The following is a 24,961-nucleotide window of genomic DNA, read 5'->3' as shown; positions in this document are numbered from 1 at the left end:
GATGTGTCATGATAGTGAATGAACAGACAACCGGGAACAACAAGAAAATGACATCTTATCTGGCACCCCTCGTGCAGCAGATACCTCCATCCGGAATTCGTAAATTTTTTGATCTGGTTGGAGACAACAAGGATATTATCACATTGGGTGTGGGTGAACCTGATTTTGTTACACCTTGGCATATGCGTGAAGCTTGTGTATACTCGCTGGAAAGAGGTATGACCAGTTACACATCCAACGCAGGTATGCCGAAGTTGAGAGAAGCCATCAGTGAATATCTGGATACTCAGTTTGATACCAAATACGATCCCAAGGATGAGATTATTGTTACCGTGGGTGGCAGTGAAGCGATTGACTTGGCTTTGCGAGCATTAATCGTACCTGGCGACGAGATTCTCATTCCTGAACCTTCGTACGTGGCTTATTCACCAATCGCTTCAATCGGTGGCGGTATACCGGTTGGTGTTGAAACCTACGCGAAAGATCAGTTCAAGTTAACGGCCGAAGCACTTGAAGCTGGCATCACGCCGAAGTCGAAAGTGGTTATTCTGTGTTATCCGAGTAATCCCACTGGAGCCATCATGACGTATGAAGAGTGGCTGCCTATTGCTGAAGTGATTAAAAAGCATGATCTGATTGTGATCGCGGATGAAATTTACGCTGAATTGACGTATACGCAAAAACATGTTAGCTTTGCAGCTATCCCTGACATGAAGGAGCGGACCATTCTCGTAAGCGGATTTTCGAAGGCTTTTGCAATGACAGGTTGGCGGATCGGTTACATGTGTGGTCATCCTGAGCTTATTGCAGCCATGCTCAAAATCCATCAGTATACGGTAATGTGTGCGCCGGCCATGGGTCAGGTTGCTGCACTTGAGGCGTTGACAAATGGTTTGGGTGAGAAAGATCGGATGGTAGAATCGTATAATCAGCGTAGACGTTTAATTGTGCAGGGCTTCAGGGATATTGGACTTGATTGTCATGAACCTCAGGGAGCATTCTATGCATTCCCAAGCATTCAAAAGACGGGTATGAGTTCCGACCTGTTTGCTGAACGATTGTTAACGGAGAATAAAGTGGCTGCTGTTCCGGGCAATGTTTTTGGCCCTCAGGGTGAAGGCTTCTTGCGTTGTTCTTATGCTACTTCCGTAACCCAATTAAATGAAGCTTTGGAACGAATCGGAAACTTTGTTTACAAACTGCAAAAAGAGGGTTAATACTAAAGTAGAATCTTTTTACAAATGTGACATTTTCATTATTGGAAAAAAATAACTTTCTTTTACAAAATAATGTGATATAATTTCAATTTGAAATAAGTTTTCATAAATTTGGAAACCATTTTTCCAAGGAGGGGTTAGCTTTGTTTTGTGTTGAATATGATTTACCGACGAATCGTGGGCACTATCTGGCAGAAGGCGATCATGGCGACCGATGGTCGGTGAAACCCGATAACGCATCTTTGCATGACATTTCCTTGGAAGATGAAATTCATATGCTTCGTCGCAAGATGGAACAGATCTTCCTCGAAGAGAAATCATTCACATCCGATATTGTAATTGAAATCAGCAGTTTGCTGGATTTAAAGATTAATGAATATATGAAGGCTAACCCGATTAAAGGAAAATAACGTTTATGCTGGAGTGAAACGTTTCATTAATTGAATTAGAAAGGGAGACCTGAGAAGGTCTTCTTTTTTTGTGTGAAAAGGCAAGGTGATCCCCCGATAAACTAGGTTATTTTTTTGCGTGGAACAATTGTGATATATTGGACATAGGAGACTAAAGGGGGAACTGGAATGAAGAGATTTTGGGGGCTTACTGCAATCATTTCTATCGTTTTTCTGCTTGCTGGTTGTGGAGGTAAAGATGGTTTTTCCATATTCATCATTGATAACCAAGGAAATCCATCTGTAATCTCAGAGCAGTTACAGGCCAATCTGCAACAGAAACTGGGTGAGGAACCTAAGGTGGAAGTGATTACCAGTGCAATGTATGATGTTCAGAAAATTATGGTAGAATATGCGGCTGGAGGACATGATATTTTCATTTTGCCTGAGTCCGACATGAAACAATACGGAAGTAATGGCTCCAATGTTCCGCTGGATGATACTTTTGATCCGAAGAAGTTTGAACGGGGTGTATTTGAGGGTGGAGTATTGGTAGAGAAGGGTGAAGGAGATGGAGGTTCAGATCTCAAGCAAGAATCACATCTTTACGGCATTCCGCTTGAAGATATGAAAATGTTTAAAGATGTAGAATATGCTGCGAGCAATTTGTTCGCCACCATTCCAGTGTCGTCTTCCAATGTCGAAGAATCCAAGAAAGTGCTGAAGGCGCTGACAGAGTAAAGAAAATTCAGAATGGCTATGGAAGGAGGGAAGCGGATTGCTGATTACGGTCACAGGCGGCATAGGTAGTGGTAAAACCCGGTTTGCCCTCAAGTACGCAGCCGGGATTAGCCGGGAGGGTGTGTATTTATCCACTGGTGATCATGATCCCGTTATTCCCGAATTGCCATCCGCTCATTATCGTGCCATTCATGCCGGGAACGGTCAGCATCTGACAGAGGTGATTACCCAGATTAATCGGGAATCCAATCTGTTTTTGGCGGATCAGCGAATTGTAATTGTAGACAGTCTGACCTCCTGGATGGCTGCCGGTTTCAGGGCAACAGAGGATCTGGATCATCAGCGTTCAGAGACACAGCTTTTGCTTGATGCTTTATTGTCTTATCAGGGGAAGTTGCTTGTGATTACCAATGAAATGCATGGCACATTGCATCCTACCGAGGAAGAACGAATATTTACAGCGAGAATGGCTTCGGTTAATCGGATGCTGCAGATACATGCTGAAAAGATGTACTTGCTGGTATCTGGTCTGGCTATCGATCTTAAGAGTCAGGGCATGCGAAATGAAGATGAACGATAGCAGATGACATAAACGGGTGACATAAAGAAGCCTCCTTAACCACGAATTGGTGGCGAGGAGGCTTTATTTATTAAGTTATTTTTTTTATTTCTGCTTTTTGCTACGTCTGATCCACCAGATGATACATCCGATGACAATGATGGCCAGAATGACGTACACTACAATGGAATAGACGTCCATGAAGTGCAAAATGCTCTCCCATGATGCGCCAAGCGCAGCACCAACGCAGACCAGAATGACATTCCAGATCAATGTACCAATGGTTGTAAAGAGAAGGAATAAACCAAATTTCATATTGGACATGCCTGCGGGAATGGAGATCAGACTACGGACGAGGGGAACCATTCGGCAGAACAATACGGTCCACATGCCATATTTGTCAAACCATGCATCGACACGGTGAATATCCTCTTTTTTGATGCGCAGAACATGTCCCCAGCGTTCCACAATTTTCTCAAGGCGTTCGACGTCAATGAGTAGACCAATACCATACAGGAGAACAGCACCAAGGACAGAACCAATGGTTGCGGCGATAATAACTCCTGGAAGAGTGAGACTGGTATAGGTGGTCATGAATCCGCCAAATGGCAGAATGATTTCGGATGGAATCGGGGGAAATACGTTCTCAAGAGCAATAATGAGTGCAATGCCTATGTAGCCGTATTGTTCCATGAAATCGGTTATCCAGTTTTGCATAATCGTCTCCTTTACTTTTGGTTTCCTTCGATTTGTCGTATACTCGGCAGAGCACACCAATTCTTATATACGTGTAAAGCGATAGACGGGTTTCTGAAAAAATGGCATTCCCGTATTCATTATTATATTACCAATTGGAGGGATAACGATGGGCATATATACACGAACAGGTGACGAAGGACAGACTTCGGTCATCGGTGGACGCGTCATCAAGGATGATGATCGGGTTGAGGCTTATGGCACGATTGATGAATTGAACTGTTTTGTAGGCCAGGCGATCAGCCTTATTGACTCTGCTCAAGGGGAATTTGAAGATCTGCGTGAGCATCTTCTGGAAGTTCAGCAGGAACTGTTTGATTGTGGGTCGGATCTGGCCTTTGTGAAGATTAGTGAGACCAAATATAAGGTGAGAGATGAAATGGTCACACGTTTGGAACAATGGATCGACCAGTATGATGCAGAGAATCCAAAAGTGGAACGATTCATTATTCCTGGTGGCAGTCAGCTGTCTTCTGCTCTTCATGTGTGCCGTACTGTATGTCGTCGCGCAGAGCGTCGCACGGTAACACTTGGACAACATACAGATATTAATCCGTCTGTACGACGGTATCTAAACCGACTGTCTGATTACTTCTTCGTGGTTGCACGGACGGCCAACGCGAGACAACAGGTGGCGGATATTGAATATGTGCGGAGCAAAAAAGTATTCCGCCGCAAAGAATGAGCCAATATTATTCGCCGATTGTCTACACGGTGACCGAACAAGAAGATGGCTGGCTGCTGAAGACCGTGCTTCAGCGCCGGTTGCTGGTGTCGCGTAAGCTTTTGTCTAAAATTAAGCTGACTGAACAAGGTGTCATGCTAAATGGAGAGCGCGTTTATATTAGCGTCAAGGTGGCTGCGGGTGATGTCGTTGAAGTTCGGATGGAGCAAGAGGAATCGGATGATATTTTGCCTGAACCTATTCCATTTACCGTTCTGTATGAAGATGAGCACTTGCTTATTGTTAACAAGGACGCGGGCATCATCGTTCATCCGACACATGGACATTACACGGGTACTTTGGCAAATGGCGTTGTTCATTATTGGAAATCCAAGGGCGAGCGCTTCCGGTTCAGACCGATTCATCGACTTGATCAGGAAACGTCAGGAGTGCTCGCGATAGCCAAGAATCCTTATGTCCATCAGCATGTCTCTGAACAGATGATTGCGGGAACGGTGGATAAGAAATATATTGCGCTTGTACACGGAAGCCCTGTTCCGGAACAGGGCGCAGTGGATGGCCCGATTGATCGTGATCCTGAAGAGCCGCACCGCCGAATCGTAACACCTGATGGTTACGCTGCAAGAACGTTGTACACGACCTTAACACGTTGGACAGAAGGCAGCGCCAGTGCAGTAAGTCTTAAGCTGGAAAGTGGCAGAACCCATCAGATCAGGGTACATATGACGTCCATCGGCTGTCCATTAATCGGTGATCGAATGTACAAGACACTACCTATGCATGAGATCGATGAGCAGACCATGGCTGTTCGAGAAGAACGGGATACCTGGATCGAACGCCAGGCATTACATGCCTGTGAGCTGACGTTCGAACACCCAATTCTACAGAAACGCATAACGTTTCAGGCGCCTTTTCCACCAGATATGGCCGCGCTGGAGCAGCGTTTGAATGATGAGGCAGCTCCCAGAGAAGAACTGTAGGAAGCTGCGACGGGGCTCTTAGTTCTGCACCCTATGTCGCATTCTCTTGCACGGCCCGTCCTGCTTGGGAGCAACAATGATCGGCTATTCCATGTGAGGGGGGCTTAATGCACCCGAACAACATGCCGTAGGCTAATCCTTATGGTTGTATGTTTCATGTATGGATGTTTAGCATTTTCATAATAAATCCGTTAACATGTCCAAACTTTAAAATGCTTTTAAAGTGATTAAAGCAAAGTAGTAAGGTCTTGATCCCAAAAAATATAGCGAATGTGTGTTTTTGATCTCATTCGCAAAAGTCAGTAAAATTACATGGCGATGGTATCGATTTGGAGCGACTTTTGGATTTGCGAAGCAAACCAAGGGAAGCGAGAAGTCGAAACCGGAGCCACACTGGAGCCACAGGAGGAACACATACATGAGCAACTTAAAAGTATATCAATATGCCAAATGCGGCACATGCCGCAAAGCTGTAAAATGGATGGAAGCGCAAGGACATGAGCTGGAGTTAATCCCTATTTTCGACACACCGCCATCAGAAGCTGAACTAACAGAACTCATCCAAAAGAGTGGGCTGGAAGTGAAAAAGTTCTTTAATACAAGCGGGGAAGTGTACAAAGAACAACAACTGAAGGACAAGCTGCCAGGCATGTCCGCTGATGAACAGATTCGTTTGTTGGCTTCCAATGGTCGGCTGATCAAACGTCCGATCGTTACAGATGGAGAAAAGGTGACGGTTGGATTCAAGGAAGAAACGTACGAGCAGGAATGGAATAACGCGTAAACGTGCTGAATATCAGCCTTGAATTGTTCAAAATTCAGGGCTTTTTTGGCTGATCGATGGTTGGCGGAACTATGCTATAATGATAGAATTAGTTCGATATTTTATTTGCTATAGAAATTGAACTAAACATTTACACGAAAATGGAGAGGACAGAAATAACCTGAAGAAGCGGAGCGTTCGCCTTTATCCCCGGATTTTCCCTTTTGGAAAAGGGAATCAAAAAAATCTGGGGATAACAGCGATCAGAAGGTTGTTCTGTCATCGGAATGGTAAGTGTAAATATACTTTAGTTTAATTTCTATAGAATCAGGACAGGAGAGAACAAATTCAAGTGAATCAACGTAATGAACCTACTTTGTTGCTGGTAGACGGTATGGCGGTGTTGTTCCGTGCTTTTTATGCGACATCTGCAAGCGGATATATCAGACGTACAAAGGCAGGAGTGCCTACCAACGCAGTCTACGGATTTATCCGTTATTTCTGGGATGCGGTTCAGACTTTTGGGCCAAGTCATGTCGTATGTTGTTGGGATATGGGCGGTAAGACGTTCCGCGGTGAAGAATATGCAGCCTACAAAGGCAACCGGGCCGAAGCTCCGGATGACCTGATTCCCCAGTTTGCCCTGATTCGTGAAGTCATGGATAGCCTGGGTATTCCGAACATAGGTGCACAAGGTTTCGAAGCCGACGATTGCATCGGGACGCTTGCGAAGTATTATACCGAAGAGACCGATATGAATGTTATGGTACTGACGGGTGACCACGACATGTTGCAACTGATCAATGACCGCACAAGTATCATTATTATGAAAAAAGGCCATGGCAACTACATGGTGTACAACCCTGAAACGCTCATGGCAGAGAAACAACTGACACCACGTCAAGTGATTGACATGAAGGGTCTGATGGGAGATGCCAGCGACAATTATCCGGGAGTACGGGGAATTGGTGAGAAAACAGCGTTGAAGCTTGTACAGGAATACGGCTCCATTGAAGGGATTTTGAGCAACATGGATAAACTGACCCCTTCGGTGCGTAACAAGATTGAGAATGATCTGGCCATGCTTCATCTGTCCCGCAAACTGGCAGAGATTCATTGTGCTGTTCCGGTTGCCTGTGCGCTGGATATCTGTGAATTGCGTCTTGATCCGGATATGGTGATGGACAAGTTTGAACAACTTGAGATGAAGAGCCTTGGCTCTTGGATGGGAGTGGCAATAGGGTGAGCAACAAGCAGAACGTACGAACAGGCAAAAAGTGGTGGACAGGGGCTATGGCCCTCGTCCTGGCCTTGCCCGTAATTCTTTCGGGAGCAGTAAGTGCGCCACAGACAGTGGATGCCAAAGCAGCAATTAGCACCAAAGTACAGAAAGTAAAAGCAGCAGGACGTAATTTTACCGTACAGACCGTTTCGATTCCGAAGGGGACACCGGTTACTGTGGGACTCGCGAAGAAGCAAGTTGGCCAGACAGCAACATTACCATCAATTGTGAAAGCCTATGGTGCACAAGCAGCCATTAACGGAGCATTTTTTGAAGCATACAACGGAGCACCAGATCCATACGGCATGTTAATAGCAAATGGTAAGGTCATACATATTGGAAGATACGGAACATCCATTGGATTTAAGGGAGACGGCTCGGCGATCATGGATTCACTTCAGGTGAGTTTGACAGGTAAAGTAACGGATACAAAAGGTAAATCACGGAGTTGGTATGCAACCTTTATTAATCGAACACCTTCAGCGAACGCGAGCATAACAATGCTGTATACGCCTGAACGAGGTGCCACAGTCGGGTTCAAAGGTGGCACTGCGGTTGTCATGGAGAAAGGTATCGTGACCAAAAAAGTGCCCAATACAAATGTAGCGATTCCTAAGAATGGCTCGGTATTGGTCTTCACAGGCAACCAGAAGTCTTCTTCGGATCGTTTCACCGTTGGTTCGACCGTAGAAATGAATTATAAGTATACGAACGCAGCAGGCAAAGAGATCCCTTGGCAAGATGTAGTGACTGCTGTTGGGGCAGGACCCCGTCTGGTGAAAGACGGCAAGGTAGCTGTAAATCCGACGAGCGAAGGTTTCAAGGATGCCAAGATTCTTAATGCTTCCGGAGCCAGAAGTGGTATTGCGATCATGGCAGACGGTTCTGTTATGCTGGCTACCGTTTCCGGAGCAACAATCAAGGAGTGGGCAGCGGTGATGCAGAAGCTTGGTGCCAAACAGGCCATGAATCTGGATGGTGGTGCATCCTCAGGCATGTATGCCGGGGGCAAAATGCTGACTTCTCCAGGTCGGCTTTTGAGTAATACACTCGTTTTTGGCGGCTCTGTGCGTTAAAAGAAAGTGATTATGGGAGGTATGACGCAAATGACACTCACATCTGATCGAAAGCCAGGGGAGAGCAATACAGCTGTTCTGGCCATTAATGTAGGCATGCCGCAGCCGCTCCCTGGGCATAAGCGTGAAGTGCTGAGCGGCATTGTGAAACATCCTGTATCCGGCGCGGTTTTCCTGTCATTCACTGGAATGACAGGGGACGGCCAGGCGGATCTGGTGCATCATGGCGGCCCTGACAAAGCCGTTTGTGTATACGATTACAGTCGTTATCCGGCGCTGGAACAACTGATGGATCGCAAGCTGGATTGGGGAGCTTGTGGAGAAAATCTGACGGTTGAAGGCTGTGCCGAAGAAGACGTACGGATTGGTGATGTGTACGAGTTGGGCGAAGCCACAGTGCAGGTCAGTCAGCCCAGACAACCTTGCTTCAAGCTGGGTGCGAGGTATGACTATAAGGAGCTGCCTGTTTATTTTCAGGAGAGTGAATTTACCGGATTTTACTTTCGTGTACTGCAAGAAGGTGAGGTAAGGCCTTCATCGATATTTCGACGGATCAGCACCGATCCAACATCAATGACGGTTCTTGAAGCCAATCGAATTATGCATCAGGGGAAAGAAAATGTCGATGGTATCCAGGCGGTGCTGGCCATTCCTGCACTGTCAGACAGCTGGAGGCAAACGTTAATGAAACGATTGTCCAAGCTGGAGAACAAGTAGCAGGGTAATTATAGTGTCATCAAGTAAAATAATCCGAATTCCTTTTTTAAATTAACTTGGGAGTGTGACTAACATGACGATCTTAGGCGCAATTGAAGCAGGCGGAACCAAATTTGTATGTGGTATTGGCACAGAAAACGGAGAAGTTTTGGAACGTGTAAGTTTTCCAACAACAACACCGGAAGAGACCATGGCTCAAGTGATTTCATTTTTTGAAGGCAAAGGCATTGAAGCTTTGGGTGTAGGTTCATTTGGTCCGATTGATCCGATTGAAGGAAGCCCAACATATGGCTATATCACAACAACACCAAAACCACATTGGGGACAGTATAACGTGATTGGCAAGCTCAAGGAGCATTTTGATGTACCGATGACATTTGATACGGATGTGAATGGTGCGGCACTTGGAGAAGCAACCTGGGGCGCTGCACAAGGTCTTGAGAGCTGTCTGTATATCACTGTGGGTACAGGTATTGGTGCAGGCGCTGTGGTTGGCGGTAAAATGGTGCATGGATTGTCACATCCAGAGATGGGACATATCATTGTACGCAGACATCCGGAAGATACATACGAGGGTTTCTGTCCGTATCATGGTGACTGCCTCGAAGGCCTTGCAGCAGGACCGGCCATTAACAAACGTTGGGAGCAACCGGCCTATGAACTGCCTGCAGATCATAAAGCTTGGGAGATCGAAGCACATTACCTGGCACATGCACTGATGAATTATGTTCTGATTCTCTCTCCGCAGAAAATTGTCATGGGTGGCGGAGTAATGAAGCAGGAGCACCTGTTCCCGATGGTTCGTAGCAAACTGCAGGAGTTGCTGGCAGGGTACGTTCAGCATCCGGCACTTCAATCCGAGATTGACCAGTATGTTGTCTCACCAGGACTTGGCGACAATGCAGGGCTGTGTGGTTCGCTGGCGCTTGCCAAATTGGCATTGAATAAGTAGAGCAATAAGGGATTGACGAATTTTACCATTGTGGTATGATATGGGCAACAGCATAGTACGGTTAATGAGGAAGCACCTCTCTTGCATGGTTTTTGCAGGAGGGGTGTTTTTTTTGTGCTGCCTGTAGGTAGTATCTCTAACTCGTATAAGCTGAATATTCAAAGGGAGGGAACGAAAATGGAAGTCATTTTCATGAACAGATTGTCCAGAATGTCAGATCAGAATGCAGAGTATGCACAGTTATGGATTGGGGAAGAGGAAGATAGTTGGCAGCTGGGATGGAGTCGCTACGAGGAAGGAGAGCGTGAGGACAGCATCTGGTATGAAGGGACTTCTTGGGAGGAGCTGCTTCATATTTACCGTCATCAGCTTGCCATACAGATGAGTGAGGGGTACCGACCGCAGTTGCAGGGGTTATTTCATGAGAATGATGATCTGAAGTCACGCAGTTATGGTGGACAGCGGCTCCATTGTTACAGTGAGTTATACAGCAATGAACAATTATATACGGATCTGTGCACATGGCGCAGGAAGAGAGCTGTGTCTGACCGGAAGGCACCGTATTTTATTGCAACGAATCGTCTGCTGCGTTTGATCAGTGCCTTTGTTCCGCAATCGCTGGATGAACTGATGCAACTGCCGGGCGTAGGAGAGAGCAAAGCGACTGAGTATGGTACGGAATGGATGGAGATTACAAACGGGTTGGAGCGTTCAACGACATTCCCGCTGGACTGGGTATACACGGCGCTGAAGGAAGAAGAGTATGAGAGTTGGTTATACAAGCAGAGAGAGCAGAAGTACAAGCAGGAACTTGATAAGTTCACCACGCGTAAGCAGGTGCTTGAAGGCATGAAGGAAGGGTATACGTTAGAGGAGATTGTTAATCGTTCTGGATTATCCCGACGCGAGTTGGTTGAGCTGTTAGAGGCACTGGATCACGAAGGTTATGACACCGATTGTCTTCTTGACGTGGAGCTGGCAGTGATGCCAGAGAACGAACAAGAGGCCGTATGGAGTGCGTATGAGGAGCTGGGAGATACGTTCCTGAAGCCAGTATTACATAAGGTGTATGGAGGAGAGAAACCCGATGGAGGAAGTCTGGAGCAGGTCTATGAAAGACTGCGCATGATTCGAATCCGTTTTCGTCGGCACGCAGAGACAGAGAAGAATGTTGGTTAATGATCAGAAATGAAAAAAGACGAGGCGTTTCTCCCGGAGGAGCGCTTCGTCTTTGTTATTTCATACGAGTTCATACCCAGTCTTTCTTGCGGAAAATGAAGAACATGCTCAGGCCCAGAGTAACCATCAGGCCAATCACAACAAAATAGCTGTATTTCCAGTTAAGCTCTGGCATATTCGTAAAGTTCATGCCGTATATACCGGTAATGACCGTCAGCGGCATGAAGACCGTGGTAATGGCGGTAAATACACGCATGATCTCATTCGCCCGGTTAGCAATACTGGATTGGTAGGCTTCTCGCAAGTTGCCCATCAGGTCGCGATAAGTCTCAAAGGTTTCAGATATTTTTACAGCATTCTCATAGATGTCACTGAAATACTTTTGCAGTTGATCATCGATGAGACGCAGATCTTTTTTGTTCAGGGTGTTAATGACCTCTTTCTGAGGTCCAAGGACTTTTTTCAGCCACAGAATCTCACTGCGTAGCCCGATAATTTCATTCAGATGTGACTTTTTGGTGTGCATCAGAATGTCTTCCTCAAGTTTCTCGATCCGTGCTTCAATTCGGTCACCTACGGTGAAATAATTATCAACGATCAAGTCAACCAGCAAATACAACAGACGATCCGGTGTACTGATTTCCTGTTCCCACAGGATTGGTTTCAGTGTGCGCAATTCGCTGACCTTTTGCTTCGTAACACTAATAATGAAATGTCTGCCGAGGAATAAGTTCACCGCACGTAGAAATATCTCTTCATCATCGAAACGGATGCTATTAATCACAATAAAATAATGGTTCTCATAAATTTCAATCTTCGGACGTTGTTCTTCGTCACTAAGACAGTCTTCCACAGCCAGATCATGCATCAAGAACAGCGGCTGAAGTACCGCCAAATCGTCTACGTCTGCATCAATCCAGTAAAACCCTTCCGCTGGTGGAGTCAGCGCCTGCTGAATGTCGTCCACCGGAATAAATACACCGTTGTTTACCAACCGGATTTTCATCGTTAATCTACTCCTTCTGCACCCGCCAACTTGGCGGATATTATCATTATGGGCGCAAAAAGAACAAATCAGCCGGTCGGCAGCGGAGCCTGGAGATCAGGGCTGCGTTCACTATATAATCAAACGGAAGTCACGTCCCGCTGCCGGCATGCTGATGTCAATTCTCTATGCAGTTTGTCGGAATTCGGCTGCCAGTCAGGCCTCGGGTCGCCATCCATTTAATATGTCACCTCTCACATAAGGGTTTATAACACCTTGTTTAGTATACCGCTGGTACAAGGTGCTTTCAAGCGCAAAAATGTGTCTATTTCGCGCCCTGAGGCAGTGTATGACAACGGATGATGAACGGTTCCGATCTGGGAAGCAGACATCGAACTGCATCTTGACGTGAGGGCATTAATGTAATAAAGTAGACGGTGAACCATATTTAATTACAATCTAATACAGCGAAATCTTATCAAGAGTAGGTGGAGGGACTGGCCCGATGAAACCCGGCAACCGGCGGTATACCGCACGGTGCTAATTCTTGCAGCGACTAAGTGTCAAGTGGCACTGTTGTAACTGAGAGATGAGAGAGGCGCATATCTTTTTTACATATGACCTTTCTCGAAATCCGAGGAAGGTCTTTGTTATATGCCCCGACTTCTCAGCAGTGATTTTCGCTAAGGAACTTGAGGTTGTTTGTAACGTTGGATGAAAGAGCAATTCAATGTTTTTACAAGCTCAAGGCAGTCTATACCTGTATTGATGTGAAGACATCAAGCCAGGGGTGGCTGCATCTATCTATGCAAAAGGAGGAGTTAGACTTACTATGCCAATCAAAATACCCGATACTCTACCAGCAAAAGAAGTACTTGAAGGAGAGAATATCTTCGTCATGGATGAAACTTCTGCATATCAGCAGGATATTCGTCCACTCCGTATCGCTATATTAAACCTGATGCCCACAAAGGAAACGACCGAAACACAATTGCTTCGTCTGGTGGGAAACACGCCTATTCAGGTAGATGTTGTTCTCGTACATCCCAAATCCCATACGTCGAAGAATACGTCTCAGGAGTATTTGGATCTGTTCTATAAAACCTTTGATGAGATTGAGCACCGCCGTTTCGATGGAATGATTATTACGGGTGCTCCGGTGGAACAGATGGATTTCGAAGACGTGAACTATTGGAATGAAATCCAAGAGATCTTTGAATGGACTAAAACCAATGTGACTTCAACCCTCCACATATGTTGGGCTTCCCAGGCAGGTTTATACCATCATTTTGACGTACCTAAGGTTGCACTGGATGAAAAGTGTTTTGGCGTTTTCCCGCATACCATCAATAAACCACATGTTCCGTTGTTGCGTGGATTCGATGAAGTATTCAACGTTCCACATTCCCGTCATACGGAAGTGAGACGCGAAGATATTGAAAAGAATGAGAATTTAGAGATTTTGGCTGAATCCGAGGAAGCGGGGATCTTCCTGGTTGCTACCAAAGACGGCAAACAGATTTTTGCCACAGGACATGCCGAGTATGACCCGTTCTCATTAAAGTGGGAGTATGACCGGGATGCAGCCAAAGGGTTGGATATCGCATTGCCTAGACATTATTATCCGAATGATGATCCTTCCCGTGTGCCACCGGCTACTTGGCGCGCTCATGCCAACTTATTATTCTCTAACTGGCTCAATTACTATGTGTATCAAGAAACACCTTACGATATTGGCCCGCAAATCTAATCGAGATTACAGGAGGATGCAGCAATGGAAGACAACAACAAGTTGAAAATCGAAAGCCGCTTAGCACAAATTGGGTCCATCAATGAACCGGTAACAGGCGCCATTAACTTTCCGATCTATCAATCCACTGCGTTTCGCCACCCGAAGCTTGGACAAAGCACGGGGTTTGATTATATTCGTACGACTAATCCAACCCGTAAAGTATTGGAAGAAGCGGCCGCAGCGCTGGAGTCTGGTGATGCAGGGTTTGCCTGTAGCTCGGGAATGGCCGCGCTGCAAACGATTTTTGCCATGTTTGGTCAAGGGGATCATCTGATTGTATCGCTGGATCTGTATGGTGGAACCTATCGTCTGCTGGAACGTATTCTGTCCCGTTTCGGCGTAACGGCAAGTTATGTGGACACGAATGACCTTGCAGCACTGGAGAAGGTTCGTCAGCCGAATACAAAAGCTGTATTTATTGAGACACCAACCAATCCACTGATGATGATCACCGATGTGGAAGCCGTTGCTTCCTGGGCGAAAAGTTACAACCTGTTGACTATTGTTGACAACACGTTGCTGACTCCATTTTTCCAACGTCCGATTGAACTGGGTGCCGATATCATCATTCATAGCGCTACCAAATATCTGGGCGGACACAATGATGTGTTGGCCGGACTAATTATTACCAAAGGTGAAGCGTTATCTGCAGAGATGGCGTTCCTGCATAATTCCATTGGAGCGGTATTGTCTCCAAGTGACTCCTACCAGTTGATGAAAGGTATGAAAACGCTGGCTCTTCGCATGGAGCGTCATGAGCACAATGCACTTACTATTGCTAAATACTTGCTTGAGCACCCAGCGGTGGTTGAAGTATATCATCCAGGTCTATCCGATCATCCGGGGTATGAGATACAGAACAAACAATCCACGGGTAACACAGGTATCTTCTCTTTCAAAGTGAAGGATGCACGTTATGTTGAACCATTGCTGCGTCATATCAAACTCATTGCTTTTGCCGAAAGTCTCGGCGGAGTCGAATCACTCATGACCTACCCAGCGGTACAAACGCATGCGGATATTCCGCTTGAGATTCGTGACGCCGTGGGTGTGGATGACCGTTTGCTCCGGTTCTCCGTAGGCATTGAACATGCGGATGATCTGATTGCAGATCTCGGCAATGCGCTGACAGCTGCACAACAGGAAGTGGAAGGAGGCGTGCACTCATGAGTGAGTCCAATAACAAGCCTAATTCCGAGTTGAAATTTGATACCAAATTGCTCCATTTTGGAGATGAAATTGACAAAACGACTGGAGCATCCAGTGTACCGATCTACCAAGCATCAACCTTCCATCATTTTGATATCTTCAATCCGCCTCAGCATGATTACAGTCGTTCGGGTAATCCGACACGTCAGGCTTTGGAAGATTACATCACATTGCTGGAGGGCGGTGCACGAGGCTTTGCCTATTCTTCGGGGATGGCTGCGATTTCAAGCGTGTTCATGATGTTCTCCGCAGGGGATCACATGATTGTAACGGAAGACGTATATGGAGGTACGTATCGTTTGCTTACTTCCATATTAAGCCGTATGCAGATCGAGACAACCTTTGTAGACATGACCAACATTGATGAAGTAAAAGCGGCACTCAAGCCAAACACCAAGGCAGTTTATATGGAAACACCGTCCAACCCTACACTGCGAATTACGGATATCGCTGCCGTAACTGACTGGTCGAAGGAACATGACCTGATCACGATTCTGGATAACACCTTTATGACTCCGTACTATCAGCGTCCAATTGAGCTTGGTGTGGACATCGTCGTACATAGTGCTACGAAGTTTCTCGGAGGTCATAGTGATGTACTGGCAGGGTTAGCCGTTGCTCGTACGGAATCACTTGGCGTACAACTGAAACAGTTACAAAATGGACTTGGAACTGTACTCGGGGCACAAGAATCCTGGCTTCTGATGCGCGGGATGAAAACCTTGGGGGCTCGCATGGCTCATAGTGAACGGAGCACAGCTAAACTTGCGGCATGGCTTAATGAGCGTAGTGATATTACCGCTGTCTTTTATCCTGGACTGGAGGATCATCCGGGCCGTGAGGCACATGAGCGCCAGTCCACAGGATATGGAGCTGTCGTTTCATTTGACGTCGGTTCAGGCGATCGCGCAAAAGCAGTTCTTAACCGGGTGAAGCTACCTATTGTTGCTGTAAGCTTGGGAGCTGTGGAGAGTATTCTATCCTACCCAGCCATGATGTCTCATGCGGCAATGCCAGCTGAGGTTCGCCGTGACCGTGGCATTACAGATGGGTTGCTGCGCTTCTCTGTAGGTCTGGAAGATATCGAAGATCTCATTGTAGATTTGGAGCAAGCACTTCAGGAATCCTAATAAAAGTGGATGACCGAATACGCCGATGCGTATCACTTAATCTCGAATAAATTCCATTCCATATGTAAAAATTTTTACTTATTTTTAAAGCACCTGTACATAAGGTGCTTTTTTTCACATGTAACCTGTGTTACGATATGTGGAGTACAGAAATACGATGTTGCCACCAGAACTTGCTTCTCTTGAACAAGTTGGGACGGATCGTTATATAATTTCTCTTCATGAGGGAGGCTTTTTTACGATGAGTACGGTAGACCGTATCTTAGATAAAGCCCTTCGGGGCGAACGTTTGGACTTGGAAGACACGATTGAGCTATTTGAATCGAATGAAGTGGACAAAATCGGGGCAGCTGCTAATGTTATTATGAAACGCATGCACCCTGAACCATACAGAACATTTGTAATTGGGCGTAACGTCAACTACACAAACGTGTGTGATGTGTACTGCCGTTTTTGTGCTTTCTACCGGAGACCTGGTTCGGATGAAGGTTATGTGCTTCCGGACGAAGTTATTTTCCAGAAGATTCAGGAAACGGAAGATGTGAATGGTACCGAGATTTTGATGCAAGGTGGAACGAATCCAAACTTGCCTTTCAGCTATTATACAGACCTGTTGAAAGCCATCAAAGAGCGTTTCCCAAATATCACGATGCACTCTTTCTCCCCAGCGGAGATTATGAAAATGGTTGAAGTATCCGATGGCCTTACATTGGAAGAGGTTGTACGTGCCATTCACGAAGCTGGTCTGGATTCCTTGCCTGGCGGCGGTGCTGAAATTCTGGATGACCGCACACGTCGGAAGATCAGCCGCTTGAAAGGCTCATGGCGGGATTGGATGGACGTTATGCAAACTGCACACCGCATCGGCATGAACACCACGGCAACGATGGTTATCGGCCTTGGTGAATCGATGGAAGAGCGTGCATTGCACTTGCTCCGCGTACGTGAAGCTCAGGACGAATGTATTGCCAACAAGTATGATTCCGAAGGTTTCCTGGCGTTCATTCCTTGGACTTTCCAGCCAGACAATACAAACCTTAAGCTGGAGCGCCAGACTCCGGAAGAATACTTGAAGACTGTAGCCATCAGCCGACTGGTGCTGGATAATATCAAGAACATCCAATCCTCATGGGTAACCATGGGTCCGGAGATTGGTAAGAAGTCGCTTGAATTTGGCTGTAATGACTTCGGTAGTACGATGATCGAAGAGAACGTTGTATCTGCTGCTGGTGCAACATATAAAGTTAACATTGAATCCATTCTGCGTTTGATTCGGGAGTCCGGTTATATTCCGGCACAACGTAACACCCGATACGAGATTGTGCGCATGTTCGACGAAGAGAATTCCGTGCATGAAGATTTCGTAATGCAGAACTAATCCTGATTATTTGAATACTACTCCCATAAATGCTGATCGTTAGATAAGTATCTATGAAAATTTATGAAACCAAGCCCGCTGACTACTCCGTTTGGAGAGACGGCGGGCTTTTTGATTTGTTTCTGCGGATTGAGGTCATCAAACAGTACAAGTTACGCAATTGGCGATATTTTATATTGAAATTGAACTGTTACAATGAAAGGGAACTTGTGTAGTCAGACACGCTGGAAGGGGTAAACCGATGAAGAGAAGAATACTTGGCAAGACGGAACTGGACGTACCTGTATTGAGCTTTGGAGCATCCTCACTCGGTTCTGTATTTCGTGACATTGACCGGGACGAAGGGATTCGCACTGTACATGCGGCAGTAGATGCGGGGATGAATTACATAGACGTTTCACCTTACTACGGCCTGACAAAGGCGGAGACAGTGTTGGGTGAAGCCATCCGCAGCTTGCCGCGCAGTTCATATATGTTATCAACCAAAGCCGGACGGTACGGGGAAAATGAGTTTGATTTTTCACGTCAGCGGATTCTGGATAGCGTGCAAGAGAGCCTGGATCGACTGCATACAGACTATATCGACATTCTGTTCCTGCATGATATTGAATTTGTGCCAGCAGAGATCATCGTAGAAGAAGCCTTTCCAACGTTGCTGCGACTGAAAGAGCAGGGAGTTATACGACATGCGGGCATTTGTGGATTGCCCTTACCGTTGTTCGAGAAGGTTCTGCCGCAGATCGATGCGGATGCGATCATCTCGTATTGTCATTATTCATTGAATGATACCTCATTATTATCGTTATTGCCCTTGTTGGAAAAAAAAGAAATTGGCCTCGTCAATGCTTCGCCTCTTTCTATGGGCTTGTTGAGTACCCGAGGTGCTCCTGCCTGGCATCCGGCAGATGATCGGGTGAAAGAGCTCTGCCTGAAGGCAGCCCGCTTCTGTGCAGAACAAGGTAGTGACATTGCCAAGCTGGCCGTGCAATTCTCCACGTCGAATGAACGAATTCCAACAACACTGGTGAGCAGTGCCAGCCAGCGCAATATCCTCAATAATGCAGTCTGGATAGAGGAACCGTTGGATCAGAGCCTGCTGGATGAAGTGCTGCGCATTCTGGCTCCATTGCATAACGAGACGTGGTCAAGCGGACGACCCGAATATAATATTAAGCCAAGCAACACGACAGCGAAAGCATCCAAGGGGGAACAACGATGAGAGCCATTGTATGTGAAGAAATAGATCAATTGAAGCTCCAGGACCTGCCTCAACCGGAACGAGCAGAAGGAGAGGCGTTGGTTGCCATTCGGCGGATTGGGATCTGTGGAACGGATCTGCATGCATACAAAGGCAACCAACCATTCTTTACCTATCCTCGTGTTCTGGGTCATGAACTGGCGGCTGTTATTGAAGAGATCGGTCCGAACGATGTAGGGCTACAGCCAGGGGATCAGGTAAGTATTATTCCCTATCTTCATTGTGGTCACTGTATTGCATGTCGCAGTGGAAAAACCAATTGTTGTGCGTCCATGCAAGTCATGGGTGTGCACGTAGACGGAGGCATGAGAGAAAAAATCAGCGTGCCTGTCTCACATTTACTCTCAGCAGAATGTTTGACGCTGGATGAGACGGCAATGGTAGAACCATTAAGCATTGGAGCCCATGCCGTCAGAAGAGCAGGAATTAAACCTGGTGAGCATGTGGTTGTGATTGGAGCTGGCCCTATTGGATTGGGCGTGATGGCATTTGCCAAACAGGCGGGGGCGCGTGTTATCGCTGTTGATCGTAATCTGGACAGACTTGAGCTTAGCCGGACTTGGGCTGGAGCCGATGACCTGGTCCAGGCTAATGAACATACTGTACAACAAGTGGCTGAAATCACGGGGGGCGACTATGCTACGGCTGTCTTCGATGCAACAGGTAACGTGAATTCCATGAATGAGGCCATTCAATATGTTGCGCATAGTGGTCAACTCATTTTTGTAGGACTGGTGAAAGCGGATATTACCTTTCATGATCCTGAGTTTCACAAGCGGGAAATGAGTATCCTGGGCAGTCGGAACGCAACCCGTGAAGATTTTGAACAGGTCCTGTCCACCTTGCGTCAAAAGAAATTAAGTATGGATGGGTATATCACACACCGAGTGGAATTTGATGAGTTACCTACTGCAATAGACCAATGGTTATTGCCAGATTCACATGTAGTCAAAGCTATCGTTGAACTATAATATCAATTAATTATAAAAACAGAAAAAAACGCTCTCTGACCTTGTTGAACAAAACTGTTCATCCATAGGGTAAGAGAGCGTTTTTTTATTTTTCCGGATTCGTCATAATGCCCGCATGTGGATCAATGTGACGAACAATGGACTTCAACCAGATCATCTCCAGCACATGTACCTCATAATAAAGTGCACCCGGGATCTGCCTGATCCATCCTTCAGCCATCGCGAGTTGTGTTGAGTCAGAAGTGGCTTCCAGCGTTCCAGGTTCACGGCGCAGCCGTTTGCGTACAGCTTTTTCAACTTGAGAGCTTTGTGTGGTCAAAATGCATACTTTGCGTTTGGAAGAGAAACCCCTGAACGCAATGTACACCATTTCATAAGCAATAAGGTAGGCGATTACGGAATACATCGCTTGGTCCCAGCCAAAGACAACACCAGCGGCTGTCAGTATCAACAAGTTAAGCAGCATGATTATTTTTTCGATAAGCATCCGTTTTCCGCTAAATACACGTTCAGGTGGGCGGGAAGACGGATCACCGATTTCCAGCGTATCCAGTGTCCCACCATACCGCACGACGAGCCCAATTCCGAGTCCGAGGCATAATCCGCCAAACATGGCGGCAGCCAGCGGATGCTCTACAAGTGGCGGCATGGGATGAAGCACAATGGCACCGATCGAAAAGACAACCAGACCCAGAACAGTAACCAGTACAAATTTCTTCTGCACAATCTTGTAGGACAGAAATATAAACGGAACATTGAATAAAAATAGGAATAATCCAATTCTCATTTCGGTCCAGTGGGCGAACAGGGAGGAAATGCCTGTAATGCCTCCAATAATGATCTTATTGGGGTGTAAGAACAATTCAAGTCCCACGGAGGCCAGAATTCCACCAACAATCACAAGCAACAGGTTTAACCAGCGGCGGGTTGACGAGATTCTGGTCTTGGCGGTGTTTGGCACCGGATTAGCCGATATCAGAGGTGCTTTCATAGGTCATCCTCCTTAGTGCGGCTTTCGAGCCATTCTCCCTGGGTTAGTCACAGAAAGATCGGCGTAAGAGCCGCGAAGTACGTTAGTATGTCTGTTCTGTACAGACATAGGGATTATCCTTCTTTCTGCAGAACCTTTGGTTCTTCTTTCTTTTTCCGAGGATCTTTGAACTTGAATATTTTATCCAATAAACGGAATACATGTTTGGACTCTTTGGTTAATAAAGGACCCAGAATGGCCAGAATTAGGACATACAGTGCGGCAAACGGTTGAATCATTGGCAGCAGTCCTCCTGCTTTACCCATGTTGGCCAAGATGATGGAGAATTCACCCCGTGACACAATGGTTAATCCAATATTGGCCGATGCTTTGGGCGATAGTCCTGCACTGCGTCCGGCCATCATACCTGCCAGGAAGTTACCGAACAATGTAATAACAACTGCAATCAGAGCTAACCATACGGCTTCGCCACCCAGAGACAATGGATCAATGGACAATCCAAAGCTGAAGAAGAAGATGGCTCCGAAGAAGTCACGGAACGGCAGAATCAAGTGCTCAATCCGTTTCGCGTGTTCTGTTTCAGCAAGCACCAGTCCAACCAGTAATGCACCGATCGCTTCGGCAACATGAATGGTTTCTGAGAAACCGGCTACCAGGAACAAGGCTCCGAATACTACGAGAGAGAATAACTCATTCGATCGGATTTTAAGCAATTTGTTTAGTAGCGGTGTTGCTTTGCGTCCAAGGATAATCACGATAAGCATGAATCCGAGGGCAATAAGTGCGGACATGATGACGCCTCCGATGGAGGATGAATCACTAAGCACAAGTCCGGACAAGATCGAGATATATACAGCGAGGAATACATCTTCGAACATAATAATACCCAATATCATCTCTGTTTCCGGGTTGGCCGTTCGTTTCAAATCGACGAGTACCTTGGCCACAATGGCACTGGAAGAGATGGTAGTTATACCTGCGATAATAAGTGCTTCTGCAACTGGGAAACCGGACATAAAACCAAATATTAATCCCAGCGTAAAGTTAATGCCGATGTAGATCGAGCCGCCAACTGCAATAGAGCGACCCGATTTAATTAAACGACCTACCGAGAATTCAAGTCCAAGGTAGAAGAGAAGGAACAGGATACCGATCCGACCCATAAATTCAATAAAAGGCTGACTCTCAATAAAACGGAAGTCCAGATGCCAGATTTTCATGGCATGTGGCCCAACGGCCATCCCGATCAGAATATAAAACGGAACGACCGAAAATCTTAGTTTTGCCGATAAAAGGCCGGCTGCCGCAATGAGCACAAGGGCCAGACCTACTTCGAATATCAAATGATCCATCTATTTACCCCCTTCCAGTCAGGAGGAGGGATTTAAACAGTTTCTGCTGATTGCGTTCGCCAACGGCTACCACCGTGGATTCTGCACTGATAACTACCTCCGGACCTGGGCTGATATGTTTTTTGTGATTTTTCTCTACAACGGCGATAACCGTTGCCCCAGAGTTTTGACGTACGTCCAATTCACCGATGGATTTGCCGATACATCCGAAGGATGGTTCGATTTTGTACCACTCGATAATCAGGTCGTCAAACGTTACTTCAATATTTTCAAGCTGCTTTGGTTTGTAAGTTAATCCGCCAACAATAGCAGCAATCTGTCGTGCTTCATAATCGTCAAGTGTGATCATCGAGATGCTTTGATCGGGATCGTCATACTCGAAGTGGTACATTTCCCGGCGACCGTCATCGTGAATAATAATGACAATTTTATCACCGCTGCTTGTTTCAATCTGAAATTTTTTGCCGATTCCCGGCAAGTCTGTTTCGCGTACATCCATGGATTGTTGCCTCCTTATAATTAGGGGCTGGCCACAGAAGACAGGCTTATTTCCCGAAAATGATTAATCTGCTGCTCAAAGGAACATCAAAAGATGCGGGTAAACAGAGCCAGAAATTCCTGACACAGCCATATGATTTGAATTTGTCGGTGTGGGTACAACAAAAATAGGTACTGTCATAAACATGGGTTTATCTAACGTGTGCTAAAAGGGTTATAAGTTATGCACAAGCACACCGTCTTATAAATACAGAGGTGTCTCCATGCAAAAGCAACCTGTAAATACGTCGTAACGGCTAGTTAAGAGCGTTCACGTATTTTGGTGCTATAGGGGTGAGGGATACATACATGCTGGTAAACTTAATAGGTAGCAGAAATAATCTGCGTTTAAACAGACAATACCACGGTTTAAAGGACAGACCCGTTGTAGGGATTCGCAGCATCAATAACAATGCGAGGACAAGAAAGACAGGCTTATTATGCGTAACCGCAATCAGCTTGGACATGACTTGTGGGTATTTGCGAATGACAGGTTTCTGCTGGGATTCGGGTATTTGCAACAGCACTTCTTTGTTGGAAGTTGCTTCTACAGACACCCCAACGGCAGATTCGGACTGCATCGGAATAGGGAAGCACAAGGCTTGGAAAACGCACAAAATGATAATGATAGTATAGTGGAGTATTCTAGGTTGTTGTCTCATTTTGGCTTCCCTCCTTTTCCGTGAAACATACTGTTATTAAAATAATAACACATTTTTGTCTTAACTCCAAACCTCTTCATAATATACTGAGAAATCATGACACGCTTTCCATCAATCCGCTTCGTATATCCCTATCGGCCTTGCCATATACTTTGAACAGGAAGGAAAGGAGTGATTCTTGTGGAACTGTTTGCTGTATGGACCGATGTATCAGGGCAAGAGGAAGCGGATCAATTTTATCGTTGTGTCAAGGAAAAAACCAAAGGTTTACATATAAGTAAAAGAGGATTCCGGCTCACCTTCAAACATAATGATGGAAGAGCAACCTGGGTGTGCAGAGGGAATGAGAATCACGAAGACTTCCAGCAATGGCTTCCCCGGATCAGTGATCTGCTCTCCCTTGGACTCGCCGACTTCATTATGGAGACACAAGAACGGAACATCGTAGAGGATATGATCGCCAAGGCATGTTCTGTCATGGATGAGCATGAGGTGGAGAAGGTTAATCGAATCTGCATGCCCCTTCTATTAAATGGTGATCTGGATCAGCCCGGACTTCGGGAGCGCCGGCGTACTACATTAGCCAGTGGACTACGGCAGGATCTGGAGGATGTTCACTTTTTTCACCTTGAAGGCATTATCAATTTCCGTATACGGCCATATAAGCAGGAGCTTCAGGAATTAGTGGAGTATGCGCTGGATGAGTTCTGGATGGATCGGCAATATGAAGAGTTTATGGGGCTGTTAAAATATTTTGTGTTTTTTCAAGAAGCCAAAGTACCTCTGGTTCATCTTGTACACAAGGGAATGCATGAATTTCAGGTCCTGGATGCTGGACTTAATCTGTTACCCGTGCAAAAGGATGAACAGGTCGTTGTGGAAATGCCGGGTCTGGAACTGGAGATGGATATCGAAGATATGATTGTAAGTACACTCATCTCCATCTCTCCTGAGAAGGTCATGCTCCATACACGCACCCCGGATCTGCCAATCATCTCGACCATATGCCAGATCTTCGAAGACAAAGTGCAAATATGTCATCATTGCCCGGAATGCGAAGTGCTGCGCTCAGGATTGTTGACAGGTCTTGACGCAAGTGATCTCGGCAATTATAATAACTGTTGATCCATGAATTTTTCATGTGAACCTTTGAACCAAAAGCGTTGACAAAGACAACAACCACACGCAAGATCGGTGCAGAGAGAGGAACCTAGGCTGAAATTTCCTCCGGATATCACGTATGGTTTACCCCTTTGTAGCTGCAATTTTGAAAGTGGAGTTAGCATATCGCCTTTATTGGGGATTATCCGCGAGTAAGGATCTGCCGGGTCATGCCCGTTATCGTCATGCCAATGAGGGCTGTATTTCCGAATATGGATGAATCAGCTGAATTAGGGTGG

Annotated in this window: 25 protein-coding genes and 1 riboswitch; of the genes, 19 read left to right on the top strand and 6 right to left on the bottom strand. The window is 46.1% G+C overall.

All coding sequences use genetic code 11. The annotated features are described in order from the left end of the window. The first annotated feature begins 8 nt into the window (after positions 1 to 8). The 4 genes from BLS69_RS14885 (at position 9) to BLS69_RS14870 (ending at position 2,927) form a co-directional block, all read left to right on the top strand. Entirely contained in the window at positions 9 to 1,217 is a 1,209-nt protein-coding gene (locus BLS69_RS14885; RefSeq protein WP_036610094.1) for an aminotransferase class I/II-fold pyridoxal phosphate-dependent enzyme, read from the top strand. 188 nt (positions 1,218 to 1,405) lie between these two features. After that, positions 1,406 to 1,627: an aspartyl-phosphate phosphatase Spo0E family protein gene (locus BLS69_RS14880; protein ID WP_176872852.1), complete on the top strand. Its 222-nt coding sequence runs from the start codon at positions 1,406 to 1,408 to the stop codon at positions 1,625 to 1,627. A 168-nt stretch (positions 1,628 to 1,795) separates the two neighbouring features. After that, the gene (locus BLS69_RS14875) at positions 1,796 to 2,347 is read left to right on the top strand and encodes a type 2 periplasmic-binding domain-containing protein (RefSeq protein WP_017689626.1); all 552 of its coding nucleotides are present in this window, start codon (positions 1,796 to 1,798) and stop codon (positions 2,345 to 2,347) included. Between the two features lie 37 nt (positions 2,348 to 2,384). After that, positions 2,385 to 2,927: a bifunctional adenosylcobinamide kinase/adenosylcobinamide-phosphate guanylyltransferase gene (locus BLS69_RS14870; protein ID WP_017689625.1), complete on the top strand. Its 543-nt coding sequence runs from the start codon at positions 2,385 to 2,387 to the stop codon at positions 2,925 to 2,927. 84 nt (positions 2,928 to 3,011) lie between these two features. On the opposite strand, the gene BLS69_RS14865 is transcribed toward BLS69_RS14870, so the two are convergent. Then, complete coding sequence (locus tag BLS69_RS14865; protein WP_091014720.1) at positions 3,012 to 3,623, bottom strand: DedA family protein; 612 nt, start codon at positions 3,621 to 3,623, stop codon at positions 3,012 to 3,014. A 148-nt stretch (positions 3,624 to 3,771) separates the two neighbouring features. On the opposite strand from BLS69_RS14865, the gene BLS69_RS14860 reads away from it, so the two are divergent. The 8 genes from BLS69_RS14860 (at position 3,772) to BLS69_RS14825 (ending at position 11,296) form a co-directional block, all read left to right on the top strand. Then, on the top strand, positions 3,772 to 4,347 hold the full coding sequence (locus BLS69_RS14860; protein ID WP_036610088.1) for a cob(I)yrinic acid a,c-diamide adenosyltransferase: 576 nt from the start codon (positions 3,772 to 3,774) through the stop codon (positions 4,345 to 4,347). Next, positions 4,344 to 5,327 (top strand): RluA family pseudouridine synthase, encoded by a 984-nt coding sequence (locus tag BLS69_RS14855; RefSeq protein ID WP_091032756.1) that lies wholly within the window; start codon positions 4,344 to 4,346, stop codon positions 5,325 to 5,327. Before BLS69_RS14860 ends, BLS69_RS14855 begins: the two co-directional genes overlap by 4 nt. Before the next feature lie 418 nt (positions 5,328 to 5,745). Beyond that, the gene (locus BLS69_RS14850) at positions 5,746 to 6,111 is read left to right on the top strand and encodes an arsenate reductase family protein (RefSeq protein ID WP_091032755.1); all 366 of its coding nucleotides are present in this window, start codon (positions 5,746 to 5,748) and stop codon (positions 6,109 to 6,111) included. A gap of 331 nt (positions 6,112 to 6,442) precedes the next feature. Further along, positions 6,443 to 7,336 carry a 5'-3' exonuclease gene (locus tag BLS69_RS14845; RefSeq protein WP_091032753.1) on the top strand — a complete coding sequence of 298 codons (894 nt, stop codon included), beginning with the start codon at positions 6,443 to 6,445 and terminating at the stop codon, positions 7,334 to 7,336. Further along, on the top strand, positions 7,333 to 8,448 hold the full coding sequence (locus BLS69_RS14840) for a phosphodiester glycosidase family protein (protein WP_091032751.1): 1,116 nt from the start codon (positions 7,333 to 7,335) through the stop codon (positions 8,446 to 8,448). Before BLS69_RS14845 ends, BLS69_RS14840 begins: the two co-directional genes overlap by 4 nt. A 30-nt stretch (positions 8,449 to 8,478) precedes the next feature. After that, positions 8,479 to 9,165 carry an MOSC domain-containing protein gene (locus BLS69_RS14835; protein WP_091032749.1) on the top strand — a complete coding sequence of 229 codons (687 nt, stop codon included), beginning with the start codon at positions 8,479 to 8,481 and terminating at the stop codon, positions 9,163 to 9,165. Positions 9,166 to 9,238: 73 nt separating this feature from the next. Beyond that, the gene (locus BLS69_RS14830) at positions 9,239 to 10,117 is read left to right on the top strand and encodes an ROK family protein (RefSeq protein ID WP_017689617.1); all 879 of its coding nucleotides are present in this window, start codon (positions 9,239 to 9,241) and stop codon (positions 10,115 to 10,117) included. 177 nt (positions 10,118 to 10,294) lie between these two features. Then, positions 10,295 to 11,296, top strand: coding sequence for an HRDC domain-containing protein (locus BLS69_RS14825; protein WP_091032747.1), 1,002 nt, complete (start codon positions 10,295 to 10,297; stop codon positions 11,294 to 11,296). A 70-nt stretch (positions 11,297 to 11,366) separates the two neighbouring features. On the opposite strand, the gene corA is transcribed toward BLS69_RS14825, so the two are convergent. Next, complete coding sequence (gene corA / locus BLS69_RS14820; protein WP_062833460.1) at positions 11,367 to 12,302, bottom strand: magnesium/cobalt transporter CorA; 936 nt, start codon at positions 12,300 to 12,302, stop codon at positions 11,367 to 11,369. 451 nt (positions 12,303 to 12,753) lie between these two features. Beyond that, positions 12,754 to 12,877: riboswitch (SAM riboswitch) on the top strand. A 236-nt stretch (positions 12,878 to 13,113) separates the two neighbouring features. Between corA and metA the strand changes: the two genes are divergently transcribed. From metA to BLS69_RS14790, 6 genes are all read left to right on the top strand, one after another. Beyond that, positions 13,114 to 14,031, top strand: coding sequence for a homoserine O-acetyltransferase MetA (metA, locus tag BLS69_RS14815; RefSeq protein WP_036610071.1), 918 nt, complete (start codon positions 13,114 to 13,116; stop codon positions 14,029 to 14,031). Positions 14,032 to 14,055: 24 nt separating this feature from the next. Continuing rightward, positions 14,056 to 15,243 carry a PLP-dependent transferase gene (locus tag BLS69_RS14810; protein WP_091032745.1) on the top strand — a complete coding sequence of 396 codons (1,188 nt, stop codon included), beginning with the start codon at positions 14,056 to 14,058 and terminating at the stop codon, positions 15,241 to 15,243. Further along, a complete protein-coding gene (locus tag BLS69_RS14805) occupies positions 15,240 to 16,412 on the top strand; it encodes a trans-sulfuration enzyme family protein (RefSeq protein WP_036669808.1) in 1,173 nt (390 codons plus the stop codon). Before BLS69_RS14810 ends, BLS69_RS14805 begins: the two co-directional genes overlap by 4 nt. A gap of 241 nt (positions 16,413 to 16,653) precedes the next feature. Continuing rightward, positions 16,654 to 17,790, top strand: coding sequence for a cyclic dehypoxanthinyl futalosine synthase (gene mqnC, locus BLS69_RS14800; protein WP_091035048.1), 1,137 nt, complete (start codon positions 16,654 to 16,656; stop codon positions 17,788 to 17,790). A 241-nt stretch (positions 17,791 to 18,031) separates the two neighbouring features. Then, complete coding sequence (locus BLS69_RS14795) at positions 18,032 to 19,009, top strand: aldo/keto reductase (RefSeq protein ID WP_091032743.1); 978 nt, start codon at positions 18,032 to 18,034, stop codon at positions 19,007 to 19,009. Then, positions 19,006 to 20,019, top strand: a complete 1,014-nt coding sequence (locus BLS69_RS14790) for a zinc-binding alcohol dehydrogenase family protein (RefSeq protein ID WP_091032740.1) — start codon at positions 19,006 to 19,008, stop codon at positions 20,017 to 20,019. Before BLS69_RS14795 ends, BLS69_RS14790 begins: the two co-directional genes overlap by 4 nt. An 85-nt stretch (positions 20,020 to 20,104) precedes the next feature. Here BLS69_RS14790 and BLS69_RS14785 read toward each other — a convergent pair whose 3' ends face one another. From BLS69_RS14785 to BLS69_RS14770, 4 genes are all read right to left on the bottom strand, one after another. Beyond that, positions 20,105 to 21,010, bottom strand: a complete 906-nt coding sequence (locus tag BLS69_RS14785) for a YitT family protein (protein ID WP_091032738.1) — start codon at positions 21,008 to 21,010, stop codon at positions 20,105 to 20,107. A gap of 113 nt (positions 21,011 to 21,123) precedes the next feature. Then, positions 21,124 to 22,362, bottom strand: coding sequence for a cation:proton antiporter (locus BLS69_RS14780; RefSeq protein WP_076289901.1), 1,239 nt, complete (start codon positions 22,360 to 22,362; stop codon positions 21,124 to 21,126). Between the two features lie 4 nt (positions 22,363 to 22,366). Further along, positions 22,367 to 22,861: a cation:proton antiporter regulatory subunit gene (locus BLS69_RS14775; protein ID WP_091032736.1), complete on the bottom strand. Its 495-nt coding sequence runs from the start codon at positions 22,859 to 22,861 to the stop codon at positions 22,367 to 22,369. A 295-nt stretch (positions 22,862 to 23,156) separates the two neighbouring features. Continuing rightward, positions 23,157 to 23,561 (bottom strand): hypothetical protein, encoded by a 405-nt coding sequence (locus BLS69_RS14770; protein ID WP_091032733.1) that lies wholly within the window; start codon positions 23,559 to 23,561, stop codon positions 23,157 to 23,159. A 180-nt stretch (positions 23,562 to 23,741) separates the two neighbouring features. Here BLS69_RS14770 and BLS69_RS14765 point away from each other — a divergent pair, with 180 nt between their 5' ends. Beyond that, positions 23,742 to 24,686 carry a putative sporulation protein YtxC gene (locus BLS69_RS14765; protein WP_143023581.1) on the top strand — a complete coding sequence of 315 codons (945 nt, stop codon included), beginning with the start codon at positions 23,742 to 23,744 and terminating at the stop codon, positions 24,684 to 24,686. The last annotated feature ends 275 nt before the right edge of the window (positions 24,687 to 24,961 follow it).

It is taken from the genome of Paenibacillus sp. CF095 (assembly GCF_900101225.1).
Lineage (GTDB): Bacteria > Bacillota > Bacilli > Paenibacillales > Paenibacillaceae > Paenibacillus.
The sequence above is the reverse complement of the archived record's forward strand: the minus strand, read 5'-3'. Positions and strand labels throughout refer to the sequence as shown.